At 68.0% G+C, this 14,470-nt stretch carries 16 protein-coding genes; 9 read left to right on the forward strand and 7 right to left on the reverse strand.

Going from position 1 to position 14,470, the window contains the following annotated elements; all coding sequences use genetic code 11:
• The first annotated feature begins 56 nt into the window (after positions 1-56).
• The 4 genes from J2126_RS24930 (at position 57) to rpmG (ending at position 2,858) form a co-directional block, all read left to right on the forward strand.
• Entirely contained in the window at positions 57-599 is a 543-nt protein-coding gene (locus tag J2126_RS24930) for a DUF983 domain-containing protein (protein ID WP_394113615.1), read from the forward strand.
• A 5-nt stretch (positions 600-604) separates the two neighbouring features.
• A complete protein-coding gene (locus tag J2126_RS24935) occupies positions 605-1,339 on the forward strand; it encodes an NUDIX hydrolase (RefSeq protein ID WP_209489657.1) in 735 nt (244 codons plus the stop codon).
• 11 nt (positions 1,340-1,350) lie between these two features.
• Entirely contained in the window at positions 1,351-2,526 is a 1,176-nt protein-coding gene (locus J2126_RS24940) for an MFS transporter (protein ID WP_209489659.1), read from the forward strand.
• 164 nt (positions 2,527-2,690) lie between these two features.
• Positions 2,691-2,858, forward strand: a complete 168-nt coding sequence (gene rpmG / locus J2126_RS24945) for a 50S ribosomal protein L33 (RefSeq protein ID WP_012115832.1) — start codon at positions 2,691-2,693, stop codon at positions 2,856-2,858.
• Between the two features lie 132 nt (positions 2,859-2,990).
• Here the strand turns inward: rpmG and J2126_RS24950 are convergent, their stop codons facing one another.
• Both J2126_RS24950 and murI read right to left on the reverse strand, forming a co-directional pair.
• Positions 2,991-4,259, reverse strand: coding sequence for a lytic murein transglycosylase (locus J2126_RS24950; protein WP_209489661.1), 1,269 nt, complete (start codon positions 4,257-4,259; stop codon positions 2,991-2,993).
• 16 nt (positions 4,260-4,275) lie between these two features.
• A complete protein-coding gene (gene murI, locus J2126_RS24955; protein ID WP_209489663.1) occupies positions 4,276-5,172 on the reverse strand; it encodes a glutamate racemase in 897 nt (298 codons plus the stop codon).
• A gap of 155 nt (positions 5,173-5,327) precedes the next feature.
• Between murI and J2126_RS24960 the strand changes: the two genes are divergently transcribed.
• Positions 5,328-5,684, forward strand: a complete 357-nt coding sequence (locus J2126_RS24960; protein ID WP_209489665.1) for a winged helix-turn-helix domain-containing protein — start codon at positions 5,328-5,330, stop codon at positions 5,682-5,684.
• A gap of 6 nt (positions 5,685-5,690) precedes the next feature.
• Here J2126_RS24960 and ccmB read toward each other — a convergent pair whose 3' ends face one another.
• Both ccmB and ccmA read right to left on the reverse strand, forming a co-directional pair.
• Entirely contained in the window at positions 5,691-6,359 is a 669-nt protein-coding gene (gene ccmB / locus J2126_RS24965) for a heme exporter protein CcmB (RefSeq protein WP_209490589.1), read from the reverse strand.
• On the reverse strand, positions 6,359-6,982 hold the full coding sequence (ccmA, locus tag J2126_RS24970) for a heme ABC exporter ATP-binding protein CcmA (protein WP_209489667.1): 624 nt from the start codon (positions 6,980-6,982) through the stop codon (positions 6,359-6,361). Before ccmA ends, ccmB begins: the two co-directional genes overlap by 1 nt.
• Positions 6,983-7,158: 176 nt before the next feature.
• Between ccmA and acnA the strand changes: the two genes are divergently transcribed.
• From acnA to J2126_RS24985, 3 genes are all read left to right on the forward strand, one after another.
• The gene (gene acnA, locus J2126_RS24975) at positions 7,159-9,855 is read left to right on the forward strand and encodes an aconitate hydratase AcnA (RefSeq protein WP_209489669.1); all 2,697 of its coding nucleotides are present in this window, start codon (positions 7,159-7,161) and stop codon (positions 9,853-9,855) included.
• 192 nt (positions 9,856-10,047) lie between these two features.
• Positions 10,048-10,776: a DUF1223 domain-containing protein gene (locus tag J2126_RS24980; protein WP_209489671.1), complete on the forward strand. Its 729-nt coding sequence runs from the start codon at positions 10,048-10,050 to the stop codon at positions 10,774-10,776.
• A gap of 497 nt (positions 10,777-11,273) precedes the next feature.
• Positions 11,274-11,645, forward strand: a complete 372-nt coding sequence (locus J2126_RS24985) for a DUF2794 domain-containing protein (RefSeq protein WP_209489673.1) — start codon at positions 11,274-11,276, stop codon at positions 11,643-11,645.
• 66 nt (positions 11,646-11,711) lie between these two features.
• Here the strand turns inward: J2126_RS24985 and irrA are convergent, their stop codons facing one another.
• A complete protein-coding gene (gene irrA, locus J2126_RS24990; RefSeq protein ID WP_209490596.1) occupies positions 11,712-12,197 on the reverse strand; it encodes an iron response transcriptional regulator IrrA in 486 nt (161 codons plus the stop codon).
• Positions 12,198-12,535: 338 nt separating this feature from the next.
• Here irrA and J2126_RS24995 point away from each other — a divergent pair, with 338 nt between their 5' ends.
• The gene (locus J2126_RS24995) at positions 12,536-13,024 is read left to right on the forward strand and encodes a disulfide bond formation protein B (protein WP_245327574.1); all 489 of its coding nucleotides are present in this window, start codon (positions 12,536-12,538) and stop codon (positions 13,022-13,024) included.
• A gap of 7 nt (positions 13,025-13,031) precedes the next feature.
• Here J2126_RS24995 and J2126_RS25000 read toward each other — a convergent pair whose 3' ends face one another.
• Positions 13,032-13,589: an HNH endonuclease gene (locus J2126_RS25000; protein WP_209489678.1), complete on the reverse strand. Its 558-nt coding sequence runs from the start codon at positions 13,587-13,589 to the stop codon at positions 13,032-13,034.
• A gap of 162 nt (positions 13,590-13,751) precedes the next feature.
• Complete coding sequence (locus tag J2126_RS25005) at positions 13,752-14,456, reverse strand: alpha/beta hydrolase (RefSeq protein ID WP_209489680.1); 705 nt, start codon at positions 14,454-14,456, stop codon at positions 13,752-13,754.
• Positions 14,457-14,470 lie beyond the last annotated feature (14 nt).

Genomic DNA, 14,470 nt, shown 5'->3' on the forward strand with positions numbered 1-14,470 from the left:
CGGCCGCGCAAACGTTTGAGACGTGCTCCTCAGGGGCGACCGAGAGGTTCAGGACCGTGACCACGCCGACCGGCATGACCGTGACCCAGAAGCTGGCGCAGCCGGAAGAGGCGGCGACGGGTCCTGCTGCGGGCACGCCCGCCGGCGGCGCCTTCGAGCTGCCCCCGCCCCGCCGGGAGGTGCCCGGCGCGATGATGCGCGGCGCACGGTGCCTGTGCCCGGCCTGCGGCGCCGGCAGCATGTTTTCCAGCTACCTGAAGGTCACACCCTTCTGCGCCACCTGCGGCGAGGAGCTGTACCACCACCGCGCCGACGACGCGCCGCCCTATGCGGTGATCTTCGTGGTCGGCCACATCGTGGTGCCGCTCATGGTGCTGGTGGAGGAATTGTACCGGCCGGAGGTGTGGGTGCACCTCTCCCTCTGGCTGCCGCTGACCCTCGGGCTCAGCCTCGTGCTGCTGCCGCCGCTGAAGGGGATGCTGGTCAATCTCCAGTGGGCGCTGCGCATGCACGGCTTCGATTCCCGCAGCGAGGAGCGGGAGGCACCGCCCGATGGCGCCGTCCGCCCCGTCATCCGCGCCGTCCGCCCGACCCGTTGAGACCCATGACCGATTTCGCCACCCGCCTGACCGAAGCCGAGCGCCTTCAGGCGTCTCCCAACGTGCGCCCGAGCGACGCCGCGACCCTCATCCTCATCGACCGCAAGGGCAGGAAGCCGCGCGTGCTGATGGGTCGGCGGCATCCCAAGCTCAAGTTCCTGCCGGGCGTCTTCGTGTTTCCCGGCGGCCGGCTGGAGAAGGCGGACAAGGCCATGCCGGTCTTTGGCTGTCTCGATCCGGACAGCGAGCGCCGGCTGATGGCCCATGTCCAGCGCCCGAGCCTCGGCCGGGCGCGCGGCCTCGCCGCCGCCGCCATCCGCGAGATGTATGAGGAGACCGGCCTCCTCGTCGGCACCAAGGACTGCGGCGCTCCCGAATCCCCCGGCGACGACTGGCGCGCCTTCGAGGAGCGCGGGGTGTTCCCCGATCTGAGCGCCCTCACCTTCGTCGCCCGCGCCATCACGCCGCCCCGCCGCCCCCGCCGCTTCGACACCCGCTTCTTCGCCGCCGACGCCTCGGCCGTGTGCGACGAGGTGAAGGGGCTCGTGGGCGAGGAATCGGAACTCATCGACCTCGCCTGGCTCACCTTCGCGGAGACGGAGAAGCAGGAGCTTCCCACCATCACCCGCGTGGTGCTGGAAGAACTGGCCGCCCGCATCGACGCCGGGTTCGGCCTGCGCCTGCCGGTGCCCTCCTACGCCATGGTCCGCGGACGCTTCGTCCGTACCCTCCTGGATTGAAGCCGAACGCGATGCATGCACCCCACGGGTCCCTCGGCCACATGAGCCGGACGGCCTCCATCGCGGCCGCCATCTCCGCCATCACGGTCGTGGGCGTCGGCATCAGCCTGTCCATTCCCCTTTTGGCGCTGGAGCTGGAATCGCGCGGCGTGACCAGCAAGTGGATCGGCATCAACACGGCGGTGGCCGGCATCGCCACCATCTTCACCGCGCCGTTCGTGCCGCTGCTGGTGCGCAAGCTTGGGCTGAGGGCGCTGCTGGTGGGGGCTATCGTTCTGGCCTCCGCGAGCCTCGTGGGCTTCAAGGCGGCGCCGTCCTTCCTCATGTGGTTCCCGCTGCGCTTCGCCTTCGGCGCGGCGCTGTGCATCCTGTTCGCCGTCTCGGAATTCTGGATCAATGCTCTGGCCCCGCCCAACCGGCGCGGGCTCATCATGGGCATCTATGCCACCGCGCTCTCGCTGGGCGCGGCGCTGGGGCCGACCATCCTCAGCGTGCTCGGCGCCTCGGGATGGGAGCCCTACCTCGCCGGCGCGGTGGTGCTGCTGCTGGGCGCCATCCCGATCCTGCTGGCGCGGGGAATCACCCCCCGCATCCATGACGACAGCCACCACGGCGTGCTCACCTTCGTGCGCCGCTCGCCCTCCGCCGTGCTGGCGGCGCTGGTGTTCGGCGCCATCGAGACGGCGGTGATGACCTTCCTGCCGCTCTACGGCCTGCGCCTCGGCCTCTCGGAGACCAGCGCGGCACTGCTGCTGACGGCGGCGGTCTTGGGCAACGTTGCCTTCCAGATCCCCATCGGCCTCATCTCGGACAAGGTGGACCGGCGGCTTCTGCTGCTCTGCTGCTCGCTGGCGGGCGCGGCTGGCGCCTTCACCCTGCCGTTCGTTCCGGTATCGAGCCCGTGGTTCCTGGCGATGATCTTCCTCGCCACGGGCGTGGTGGGCTCGCTCTACACCGTGGGCCTCGCCCATCTCGGCGAGCGATTCCATGGTGCGGACCTCGCGGCGGCCAATGCGGCGTTCGTGATGCTCTATTCCGTGGGCCTCATCGCCGGCCCGCCGCTCGCCGGCGCCGGCATGGACCTCTACAACCCGTATGGCTTCGCCTTCGTCATCTTCACCATGCTGGCCGTCTATGCCGCCATCGTCGCCGGGCGGCTGATGACGCGGGGCCGGCGGGCCGCGTGAGGCCGTCTCAAAGCCCCCGCGCTTGACATTGGGGGCGCATTGAGAGAGGTTCCGCGCCCACGAGCCGCCGGAGACCGGCAGCGCGTCCGTTCTTCTTTTCGCCACCTCACGGTTTGCAAAAACCAGACGGTCGCACGCCGCACGCGGCACCCAGGGATCAAGACATGGCCAAGGCTGCTACCATCAAGATCAAGCTCCTGTCCTCGGCGGACACGGGCGTGTTCTACGTCACCAAGAAGAATTCCCGCACCAAGACCGACAAGATCGTGCTCAAGAAGTACGACCCGGTGGTGCGCAAGCACGTCGAGTTCCGCGAGACGAAGATCAAGTGATTCCGCTGCGGCGCTGGACAACGGCGCTGCGCGGCCTACAATCTCAGGTTCATCGTGACTGGATAGGGCGCCCTCCGGGTGCCCTTTTCTTTTTGTGGCCGCGGCCGGGCTATGACCCTGCGGCCCCAGCCCCTACCGTCCTTGCCGCAAGGCGTTCAGCACCGCGAGGGAGGCGTAGCCGTCCGCCGGGGTGATTCCCGCCTTCTGCTGGAAGGCCCGCACGGCGCGCATGGTATCGCCGCCCACGCGCCCATCGGTGCCGCCGGTGCTGAAGCCGGCCGCCGTGAGTCGCTGCTGGAGCTCCTGGATTTCCGCCAGCGTCAGCGCCCGCTCCCCACCGGGCCAGGAGGCGACGAACGGCCCCTCCCCCATCACCCGGTCGCCCAGATGCACCACCGCCAGCGCGTAGTTGGACGAGGGGTTGTAGGAACGCACCGCATAGAAATTGTGGAGCAGCAGCAGCGCCGGCCCGCCGGGCCCGCCCGGCAGCCAGAGCCGCGCCGGCTCGTCATAGGCCGAGAGCGACTGCCCCTCGATGGTGGTGATGCCGAGTTCGCTCCATTGCGACAGCGGCCGGCGCGTCTTGTTGTCGGCGAGGTCGGAATTGAAATTGCCCGGCAGCTTGGCCTCGAAGCCCCACGGCTCGCCGCGCCGGTACTTGCCGCGCTTCACGAGATAGTTGGCCGTGCCGGCGAGGGCGTCGTCCGGCTTGCCGAAGGGCGAGATGCGGCCGTCGCCGTCGAAATCCACGCCCATGTTGAGCCATACCTCGGGCATCCACTGGGTGTGACCCATGGCGCCGGCCCACGAGCCGGTCATCTCCTGCGGCGTGCCCCAGCCGCGCTCGACGATGACCAAAGCGTTGAGAAGCTCCGCCTCCCAGTATTTCCGCCGCCGCGCATCGCCCCACGCCAGCGCCGCCAGCGAATTGAACACGGGCTTCATGTGCGTCGGATTGGAGAGCACCTCGCCATAGGCGCTTTCCATGCCCCAATAGCCGAGCATCACGCGGCGATCGACGCCGAACGCCTGCTCGATCCGGTCGAACAGTGCGGAATACTGCTTCGCCTTCTGCTTGCCGGTGGCGATGCGCCAGTCGGAGACGCGGCGGTTGAGATACTGCCAGGACTGCTCGGTGAATTCCGCCTGGTTGCGGTCCTGCTCATACACCGAGGTGTCGGGCTTCAGGCCGCTGAACACCCTGTTGTAGGTGGCATCGGAGACGCCGCGGGCGCGCGCGCGGGCACGGAAGGTCTCGACCCATTTGGGGAAGGACTGCGCCGCCTGCTGGGCGAAGACGGGCGGGGCCAGAAGGCCCGAGCCGGCGAGAAAGGCGCTCCCCGCGAGAGAGAGGGTGAAGGCGCGGCGGCCGATGAGAAGGCGGGATCGGTCGTCGGTCATGTCTCTCCCGGTCAGGTCAGCTAGAGGAGGTGAAGGGACGGGCGGAGGCCAGCACTTCGGGATCGGCCACGGTGCGGCCGACGATGGCGGTGACACGCTCCGGCTCGAACGGCCTGAGCGTGGAGATGAGGCGCACGGGCGCCGTATCGGGCAGGGCCGCCGCCGGGCCGATGAGCTGCGTCACCCGCCGGGCGATGGCGGGCGCCGGGTCCATCCAGGTGACGGGCCACGGCGCGAGGCGCTCGAAGCGATCCACCAGCAGCGGATAATGGGTGCAGGCGAGCACCACCGTGTCGGTGCGCCGGCCGTCGGCGGAGACGAAGCAGGGCGCGATTTCGGCGGCGATGTCCGCGTCGTCCACCGGATCCCCCGCCATGGCCGCCTCGGCGAGGCCCGCGAGCCGGTCGCTGGGCACGAGGGCCACGTCGCACCCCTGCGCGAACTCGCGCACGAGGCCGGCCGTATAGTCCCGCCGCACGGTACCGGGCGTGGCGAGCACGCTCACCCGCTTGGTGCGGGAGGCGATGCACGCCGGCTTGATGGCCGGCACGGTGCCGATGAAGGGCAGTTGATGGCGCGCGCGCAGGCTCGGCAGCGCCAGCGTGGAAATGGTGTTGCAGGCGATGATGACGAGATCGGGCGCTACGTCCGCGATCAGCCGGTCCACCACGTGGCCGACGCGCTCCAGCATCACGTCGTCGGGGAGCGCGCCATAGGGAAAGGCCGCGTCGTCCGCCGCATAGACGAGCCGCGCGTCCGGCCGGGCCTTCGCCACCTCCCGGAAGACGGTGAGGCCGCCCACCCCCGAATCGAACACGAGAATGGTCGGCGCGACATCCGGCAGGGACGCAGTCGCGGGCAATTGGGCGGCGAGGGAGGTCACGGCGGAACTCTCGATGGCAGCGTGTGCCATGGCTTATCCTCAATGGCGCAGGCGAGATTGTGACGGGCGCATCGTAAAGGAAGGGTGAGCGCGGGGTCGGCTTCCTCCTCCACGGCCATGGACCGGCGACAAGGCGGCCCGCCATTTGTTAAGCTGCGCGCGGCGTATACAGCGTGCGAGGGTCCATGGCGTCGCTGAGCGTGCGAATCGATCTTGCCCCCGGCGGCCGGCTCGGCCCCGGCAAGATCGAGCTTCTGGAGAAGATCGCCGCCCTCGGCTCCATCTCGGCGGCGGGGCGCGAGATGGACATGTCCTATCGCCGGGCGTGGGAGCTGGTGGAGGAACTGAACGCGCTGTTCCCCTCCCCGCTCGTTTCGGCCCGCTCCGGCGGCAGGCACGGCGGCGGCACCGCGCTCACCGCGCTGGGCGCGTGCGTCGTCGCGAACTACCGCACCATTGAACAGGCCGCCGATGCGGCAACGCGCGCGGCCGTGGCCGAGCTGGAGGCGGAACTCGCCGCCACGCCCACCGCCGCCGAGTAGTCTTTCCTAACTCCGTGCCGCCCGGAGCGCCGCCGCAGCCGCCACCGGCCCCAGCACCAGCGCGAACAGAGCCAGACCCGCCAGCACCCGGAACGGCGTGCCGAACGGCACCGGGCCCGTCACAGCCGCCTGCGTCGCCGAGACGGCGAAGATCAGCACCGGGATGGTGAGCGGGATCACCAGCACCGCGATCAAGAGCCCACCCCGCCGGAACGCCCCGGCGAAGGCCGCGCCGATGAGACCGAGGAAGGTCACGGCGGGCGTGCCCACCAGCAAAGTGAGCACGACCGCGCCGATGGCGGCGGGCTCAAGATTCAGCATCAGCGCCAGCACCGGCGCAGCGAGCACCAGGGGCAGGCCGGTGGCGAGCCAGTGGGCGAGGCCCTTGGCGGCGGCGGTCAGTTCCAGCGGCAGCGCGGAAAGGGTGAGCGCATCGAGGGAGCCGTCCTCCGCATCGGCGGCGAACAGGCGCTCCAGCCCGATAAGGCTCGCGAGCAGCGCGCCGATCCACAGGATCGCCGGGCCGATCCGCGCCAGCAGCACGAGGTCCGGCCCCACAGCGAACGGCACCACCGTCACCACGGAGAGGAAGAACACCACCCCCAGCCCCGCGCCCCCGCCGGAGCCCAGCGACAGCGCCAGATCCCGGCGCACGATGGCAAGGAAGGCGGCGATCATGCTCCCACCCCTCCCAGCCGCAGTTCGTCCGTCTCGCCGAGGTCGAGCGGCGCGTGGGTGGCGGCGATGAGCAGGCCGCCGGCGGCCAGATGCGCGCGGCCGAAGGCGGCGAAGCGGGCCTGCGCCTTCACGTCCAGCGCGGTGGTCGGCTCGTCCAGCACCCAGATCGGCCGCTTCGCCACCAGCAGGCGGGCGATGGCGAGGCGGCGCTTCTGGCCGGCGGAGAGCACCTGCGCGCGCAGCCGCCCGAGGCCGCCGAGGCCCACCTCCTCCAGCGCCTCCTCCACCGCGAGACCGCCGCCGCCGAGCACGGTGCGCCAGAAGGCGAGGTTGGCGGCCACCGTGAGCGCGCCCTTCACCGCATCGTCATGCCCGAGATAATGGATCTGCTCGCCCACGTTCTCCCCGCCCCCCGAAGAGCCGTCATCCAGACGCACGGTGCCAGCGGTGGGCGCCAGCAGCCCCGCGAGGATGCGCAGCAGCGAGGATTTGCCGGCGCCGTTCGGCCCGACCACCACCAGCGCGCGGCCGGCCTCAGCCGAAACGGCGAGCCCCTCGAACAGGAGCCGGAATCCTCTTCGGCAGGACAGGTTATCCCCTACCAGCGCCTTGACAGTCATGCGTTGCCGACCCCTGCCTTTTGGTGCATTGCACATTCAACGCTGTTATCGCATGACCGCGCTTTGAAATGGCTCTATAAAGCCCGCAGCCGCGCCGTCCAAGGTGGTGGGGAGAAGACCTCCACCCTCGCAGGAGGTGCTGTTTCGGTCGATCATCGAACCGGAGTTTTCCAGCCGTGACCTCCCTCGACAGCTTCAAGTGCCGCACAACCCTGACGGTAGACGACAAAGAGTACGTCTATTACGATCTCGAGCTGGCGGAGAAGAATGGCCTTCCGGGCATTTCCGCGCTCCCCTTCTCCATGAAGGTGCTGCTCGAGAACCTGCTGCGCTTCGAGGATGGCCGGTCCGTCACGAAGGACGACGTCATCTCCGTCGCCGACTGGGTGAACAATCGCGGCAAGGCGGAAAAGGAAATCGCCTACCGCCCCGCGCGCGTGCTGATGCAGGACTTCACCGGCGTTCCCGCGGTGGTGGACCTCGCCGCCATGCGCGACGCGATGGTGGCCCTCGGCGGCGATCCCGAGCGCATCAACCCGCTGGTTCCCGTGGATCTCGTCATCGATCACTCAGTGATCGTGAACTTCTTCGGTGACAACAAGGCGTTCGGCAAGAACGTCGAGGAAGAATACAAGCAGAACCAGGAGCGCTACCGCTTCCTGAAGTGGGGCCAGAACGCGTTCGACAACTTCCGCGTCGTCCCGCCCGGCACCGGCATCTGCCATCAGGTGAACCTCGAGTACCTCGCCCAGACGGTCTGGACCCGCAAGGAAGAGATCGACGGCAAGAAGGTCGAGGTGGCCTATCCCGATACGCTGGTGGGCACCGACTCGCACACCACCATGGTCAACGGCCTGGGCGTGCTCGGCTGGGGCGTGGGCGGCATCGAGGCCGAGGCGGCCATGCTCGGCCAGCCCATCTCCATGCTCATCCCCGAGGTGATCGGCTTCCGGCTCTCCGGCAAGCTGCGCGAGGGCATCACCGCCACCGACCTCGTGCTGACCGTCACGCAGATGCTGCGCAAGAAGGGCGTGGTGGGCAAGTTCGTGGAGTTCTACGGCCCCGGCCTGGAGCACCTCTCCCTCGCCGACCGCGCCACCATCGCCAACATGGCCCCCGAATACGGCGCCACCTGCGGCTTCTTCCCGGTGGATCGCGAGACCATCGACTATCTCGAAGAGACCGGCCGCAAGGACAGCCGCGTGGAGCTGGTGGAGAAGTACTCCAAGGCCCAGGGCATGTGGCGCAAGAAGGACACTCCGGACCCGGTGTTCACCGACACCCTGGAGCTGGACCTCGACACCGTGCTGCCCTCCATGGCCGGCCCCAAGCGCCCGCAGGACCGCGTGCTGCTCTCCGAGAGCAAGACCGGCTTCCTCGCTGCCTTGGAAGGCGAGTTCAAGAAGCCCGGTGAGGCCGCCAAGCGCGTCCCCGTCTCCGGCACCGACTACACGCTCGGCCACGGCGACGTGGTGATCGCCGCCATCACCTCCTGCACCAACACCTCCAACCCCTCGGTGCTTATCGCCGCCGGCCTTCTCGCCAAGGCGGCCGTGAAGAAGGGCCTGCGCTCCAAGCCGTGGGTGAAGACCTCGCTGGCGCCCGGCTCGCAGGTGGTGGAAGGCTACCTGAAGGCCGCCGACCTGCAGGACGACCTCGACAAGCTCGGCTTCAACCTGGTCGGCTTCGGCTGCACCACCTGCATCGGCAATTCCGGCCCGCTGCCGGAAGCCATCTCCGAGGCCATCAACACCAACGACCTCGTGGCCGGCGCCGTCATCTCCGGCAACCGCAACTTCGAAGGCCGCGTGAACCCGGACGTGAAGGCGAACTACCTCGCCTCCCCGCCCCTCGTGGTCGCCTATGCGATCGCCGGCTCGCTGCAGGTGGACCTCACCACCGAGCCCCTCGGCACGGACAAGGACGGCAACCCCGTCTATCTCAAGGACATCTGGCCCTCCAACAAGGAAGTGGCCCAGTACATCCGCGAGAACGTCACCAAGAAGATGTTCAAGGAAAAGTATTCCGACGTCTTCAAGGGCGACGAGCACTGGCAGAAGATCGCCGTGCCCACCGGCCAGACCTACGCCTGGCAGGATGCCTCCACCTACGTGCAGAACCCGCCCTATTTCGTCGGGATGCAGAAGGAGCCGGAGCCGGTCAAGGACATCATCGATGCCCGGATCATGGGTCTGTTCCTCGACAGCATCACCACCGACCACATCTCGCCGGCCGGCTCCATCAAGCAGGCGTCCCCGGCGGGCCAGTACCTGATCGATCATCAGGTGCGCCCGGTGGACTTCAACCAGTACGGCACCCGCCGCGGCAACCATGAAGTGATGATGCGCGGCACCTTCGCCAACATCCGCATCAAGAACCAGATGGTGCCCGGCGTGGAAGGTGGCGTCACCATCCACTATCCGGACGGCGCCCAGCTGCCCATCTACGACGCGGCCATGCAGTACCGTGCCGAGGGCGTGCCGCTGGTGGTGTTCGCCGGCAAGGAATACGGCACCGGCTCCTCCCGCGACTGGGCGGCGAAGGGCACCAAGCTGCTCGGCGTGCGCGCCGTTGTGGCCCAGTCCTTCGAGCGCATCCACCGCTCGAACCTGGTCGGCATGGGCATCGTGCCGCTGGTGTTCAAGGACGGCGAGAGCTGGCAGAGCCTCGGCATCAAGGGCGACGAGATCGTCACCCTCAAGGGCATCGAGGGCGACCTCAAGCCCCGCCAGACGCTCACCGCCGAGATCAAGTTCGCCGACGGCACCGTGAAGAACGTCGAGTTGATCTGCCGTATCGATACGCTGGATGAGCTGGATTACTTCCGCAACGGCGGCATCCTGCCCTACGTGCTGCGCTCGCTGGCCGCCTGATCGTTCGGCGCTTTAGGGCGCTGACGGAACCGTGATGAGCGCCGGCCCGATGCCTGTCGGGCCGGCGTTTTCGCGTCGGGAGCGGCGCCTTGGGCGGCTCAAAGATACCGCCCCGCACCCCTTTGTGACTGGAGTGCGCTGCGTCAGTCCGCTATCTCGGAAACACATTCCAACAACCCATTGCGCCCGATGATGTTGAACCGCTCCGCCCTTGCGCTCGTCCTTGCCCTCGCCGCCTCGCCGGCGCTGGCGCAGACCCAGCCGAAAGTGGTGGTGGAACTGTTCACGAGCCAGGGCTGCGCCTCCTGCCCGCCCGCCGACGCGCTGCTGAACGATCTCGCCAAGGATCCGCAGGTGCTCGCGCTCACCCTCTCGGTGGATTACTGGGACTATGTGGGCTGGAAGGACACCCTCGCCCTGCACGGCCATTCCCTGCGCCAGAAGGCCTATGCCGAGCAGCGGCCGGACAAGAAGGTGTATACCCCCCAGATGGTCATCGACGGGCAGATCGTCGCCAAGGGCAGCGATCGTGCCGCGGTGCAGCGCGCCGTCATGACCGCCCGCGCCTCCGGCGGCCTCTCCCTTCCGGTGGAGGTGAAGCGCGAAGGCGAGGACATCGAGATCACCCTGCCCCAGTCCCTCACCATCGCCGACGGCGCCGAGGTGTGGGCCTGCCCCGTCGCCCGCGCCCAGACGGTCTCCATCGGCCGGGGCGAGAACGGCGGTCGCAACGTGACCTACGCCAATGTGGTGCGCGGCTGGACCCGCGTTGCCCGCTGGGAGGGGGACGCCCGCACCTTCAAGGTGCCGCTGAAGGACATCCACCGCGACGGCAGCGACGCGGTGGCGGTGATGGTGCAGACGGGCACCCCGGCCACCCCCGGCCAGATCGTCGGCGCGACCCTCTTTCCGCTCGACTGACCCTCTCGACCGACTCGGCACTCTCCCGAACGGCCATCGAACCGGCCTGAACGGCGCGGTTCGGCGCACCTGAATCGCTTCCGATTCTCCCAAGTCGATTCGGCTCGGGAAACGGGCTCTCGCGCGGGCCCAAAAAAAAAGGCCATCCGCTGGGGATGGCCTGCATCGGGGGTCTGAAGTCGGTGCGTAGCCTGGCCGGTTCGGATGCACCCCGGGGGGCTGGGGGGCTGGGATAGACCGGAGCGCCTCACGAACCGGCCCTGCTACGCGAAGAAAGATCGCGCTCCGCCGCGGCATGCGATTGGCCGAATTTCGGCGACACTGTGATTCCATTGACGTTGGCGTGATGGGTATTCGAGTATGCTCAGACCATGTGGAGCAGCCGGCTACGGATTGGCCTTGAAAGGGTTGGCCGGTGGAGGGATCATGAGCGATACGCGCGTCCGCCTTCGGCACCCCCGCCGGAAAGCGGCGCCAGACAAGGACCAGGAGGCCCGATGGGAGACATCGAACCTATAGTCCTGCCCCGGCGCGGTGGAACGCCGGTTCAGCCCTCCACGCCCGCGCCCGTCCCCCTCCGCGTCACCTTCGACCGCCGCGAGCTGGACCGCATCCTCGACCTCTACGGCCGCATGGTCGCCCAGGGCGAGTGGCGCGACTATGCCATTGATTTTCAACGCGACAAGGCCGTCTTCGCCATCTATCGGCGGTCCATGGACGTGCCGCTCTACCGCATCGAGAAGGACCCGCGCCTCGCCCGCAAGCAGGGCATGTACAGCGTGGTCTCGCAGACCGGCCTCATCCTCAAGCGCGGCCACGAATTGCCCCGCGTGCTGGCGGTCCTGGAAAAGCCGCTGCGCACCATCTGATGCAGAGCCCGGACATGGAAAAGGCCGGGCAATGCCCGGCCTATCATACTGAAATCTAAGATCGAATCAGCCGCGGTTCGAGCCCTTGCGGCGCAGCCGAACCACCACGTCCACCCGCGCGACCTCGAAGCCTTCCGGCGGCTCGGGCAGCAGGTTCACCGACACATCGGCGGCGGGAATGTCGACGAGGTCGTTCTGGCCCTCGACGAAGAAGTGGTGGTGGTCGGAGGCGTTGGTGTCGAAATAGGTCTTGGACCCGTCCACGGCCACCTCGCGCAGCAGGCTCACTTCCGTGAACTGGTGCAAGGTGTTGTAGACGGTCGCCAGCGACACCGGGAAGCGTGCCTTGATGGCTTCCTCGTGCAGGATTTCCGCAGTGACGTGCCGGTCGCCCTTGGCAAACAGAAGCCAGCCGAGGGCAAGGCGCTGACGGGTCGGCCGCAGGCCAACCTCCTTGAGCATTTCGCGGACGTCGTGGAAGGGGCAGCCGGTGCGACGCGCGGTGTTAACATCCCGAAGCTGGGCGACGGGAAGGACCGGCTCAACCTGCATGTCACCGCCCTGGGAGAAGGAGGTGGTGAAGGTGGTACGGGCGCGGGGCATCTCGGTCATTTCGGCTGCAATCTTCGCTAGCTAAAACCAAAATATGCGCCGCCGAGGGAAACGCAATGCGAATGCCTCCGAAGACGACTAGCAAATTTATACCCCATGCTGCAGGGCAGCGCCATACGGCAGGGCCTGAGTAAGAACATTTCCAAGGTAGGGGCACACCATCGTCCCCTGCGTCATCGCCAGTCACATGAGCGTCAATCCCCGCTCGGAGCATGGACAATGGCGCCCCCGCCAAGCTATCGCCGGGGCTGCGCCGCCGACCGCATAGGGAGCCTGCCTTGTATCCGACCACGAAGGAAACCGCGTCCCTGCTGCTGGTGGCAGGCTCTGTCATGGCTCTTTCGGCGGCCTGGTATTTCCAGCTCGTGGTTGGCCTCGCGCCCTGCCCGCTGTGCCTCGACCAGCGCATTGCCTATTACGCCGCCGTGCCGCTGGGGCTGATCGCCTTCTTCCTTGCCCGCAGCGATCGCTCAAGTCCGGCGCGGGTGCTTCTGGCGCTGCTGGGCGTGGCGATGCTCGTCAACGCCGGGATCGCGGTCTATCACGCTGGCATCGAATGGCAGTTCTGGACCGGCCCGACGGCCTGCACTGGCGCGCCGGTGGCCACCACAAACGTGCTCTCGGCGCTCAAGGGCGCGCGCGTGCCGCGCTGCGACGAAGCGGCGTGGCGGATGTTCGGGCTGTCCATGGCGGGGTGGAACGCGCTGATCGCGCTTGCTCTGGCGGCCGTGGGCTTCGCAGGCGCGACGACCGGTCGCAAGGCCTGAGCGGGGCTCAGGGATCGAGTTCGGTATCCCAGTAGAGATAGTCCATCCAGCTCTCGTGCAGATAGTTCGGCGGGAAGTGCCGGCCGTTCTGGTGGAGATCGTGCACGGAAGGCTGGAAGGGCGTCTGCGCGGGCCACATCCCCGCGTCCGCCGGCATATGGCCGCCCTTGCGCAGGTTGCAGGGGGAACAGGCCGCGACCACGTTCTCCCAGGTTGTCTGGCCGCCCTTCGAGCGCGGGATCACATGGTCGAACGTGAGATCGTCGCGTGAACCGCAATATTGGCAGGAGAAGCGGTCCCGCAGGAAGACGTTGAAACGGGTAAAGGCTGGTTGGCGAGTGGGCTTCACGAAGGTGCGCAGAGACACGACGCTCGGCAGCCTGATTTCAAAACCCGGACTTCGCACCGCCTTGTCGTAATATTCGACGATATTCACCCGGTCGAGGAAGACAGCCTTGATGGCGTCTTGCCAGCTCCAGACCGACAGCGGGTAATAGCTCAACGGGCGGTAGTCCGCGTTGAGCACGAGCGCTGGCCAGGCACCTGATGACAAAGCAGTGGTCAAGGACCGACCTCCTCGTCTGCGCACCCGAATCGCGCCTGACGATCCCTGTGCGCGGCGGATACTCTATATGCTCCGTGTCATTGTTGTGAAGCCGAGCGCCAAACCACGGCGCGCTCCCGTCGTTTACTGCGCCGGCGGCCGAGCCTGCCCCCGCTACCGTCTTCATCGCCTCCCTGGCGCGAGGAATTCGGCGAGAAAAGCCCCGCCGTGGGCGAGGCCGGCGTCGTCGATGCCATGCCCTAGCCCTTGGCTGAGGTGCCATTCCACCGGCACGCCGGCATCGGCGAGGCCGCGCGCGGACGCGAACAGCGCCTGCGCGGGAATCACTTCATCCTCGGTGCCATGCACGAGCAGGATGGGTGGGCGCGTGCGCAGTTGCAGATCGCGCGGCACCCCGCCCGCCGCCTCCACCCACAGCCCGGAATAGGCCACCACGGCAGCGGGAGCGACGGCGGCGGTGGTCGCGATCTTCAGCGCCATCATGGCGCCCTGGCTGAAGCCCACCAGCGCCAGCCGGGAGGGCGGCAGATCGTATTTCGCCAGTTCCACCTTGAGAAAGGCCGCGAGCACGGGCGCCGCAGCCTCAGCGCCCCGGGTCAGTTCGTGGGGATCACGGAAGCTCAGCGGGAACCACTGACGGCCCACGGGCGCCTCCCCGCATGGGTCGGGGGCGTGGGGGGAAATGAAGGCCGTCCCAGGCAGGAGATCGGCCCAGGCGTTGCCGAGGTCGATGAGGTCGCGCCCGTCCGCGCCATAGCCGTGCAGCAGCACGACAAGGCTGTCGGGCGCGCCGCCGTTGCGCGGACGCAGGCGCGGGCCGTCAAGGATGGGCTCGTCGAGGGAAACGCCATCGAGGGGGAAGGACATGGGTCTGCGCTCGT

It is taken from the genome of Xanthobacter flavus (genome assembly GCF_017875275.1).
GTDB lineage: Bacteria > Pseudomonadota > Alphaproteobacteria > Rhizobiales > Xanthobacteraceae > Xanthobacter > Xanthobacter flavus_A.

Excerpts from the sequence above, each read along its gene's own strand:
- J2126_RS25005 (WP_209489680.1), bottom strand. The coding sequence starts at position 14,456 with ATGTCCTTCCCCCTCGATGGCGTTTCCCTCGACGAGCCCATCCTTGAC.
- ccmA (WP_209489667.1), bottom strand. The coding sequence starts at position 6,982 with ATGACTGTCAAGGCGCTGGTAGGGGATAACCTGTCCTGCCGAAGAGGA.
- murI (WP_209489663.1), bottom strand. The coding sequence starts at position 5,172 with ATGGCACACGCTGCCATCGAGAGTTCCGCCGTGACCTCCCTCGCCGCC.
- J2126_RS24940 (WP_209489659.1), top strand. The coding sequence starts at position 1,351 with ATGCATGCACCCCACGGGTCCCTCGGCCACATGAGCCGGACGGCCTCC.
- J2126_RS24935 (WP_209489657.1), top strand. The coding sequence starts at position 605 with ATGACCGATTTCGCCACCCGCCTGACCGAAGCCGAGCGCCTTCAGGCG.
- J2126_RS24960 (WP_209489665.1), top strand. The coding sequence starts at position 5,328 with ATGGCGTCGCTGAGCGTGCGAATCGATCTTGCCCCCGGCGGCCGGCTC.
- irrA (WP_209490596.1), bottom strand. The coding sequence starts at position 12,197 with ATGCAGGTTGAGCCGGTCCTTCCCGTCGCCCAGCTTCGGGATGTTAAC.
- J2126_RS24980 (WP_209489671.1), top strand. The coding sequence starts at position 10,048 with ATGTTGAACCGCTCCGCCCTTGCGCTCGTCCTTGCCCTCGCCGCCTCG.
- J2126_RS24985 (WP_209489673.1), top strand. The coding sequence starts at position 11,274 with ATGGGAGACATCGAACCTATAGTCCTGCCCCGGCGCGGTGGAACGCCG.
- J2126_RS24950 (WP_209489661.1), bottom strand. The coding sequence starts at position 4,259 with ATGACCGACGACCGATCCCGCCTTCTCATCGGCCGCCGCGCCTTCACC.
- rpmG (WP_012115832.1), top strand. The coding sequence starts at position 2,691 with ATGGCCAAGGCTGCTACCATCAAGATCAAGCTCCTGTCCTCGGCGGAC.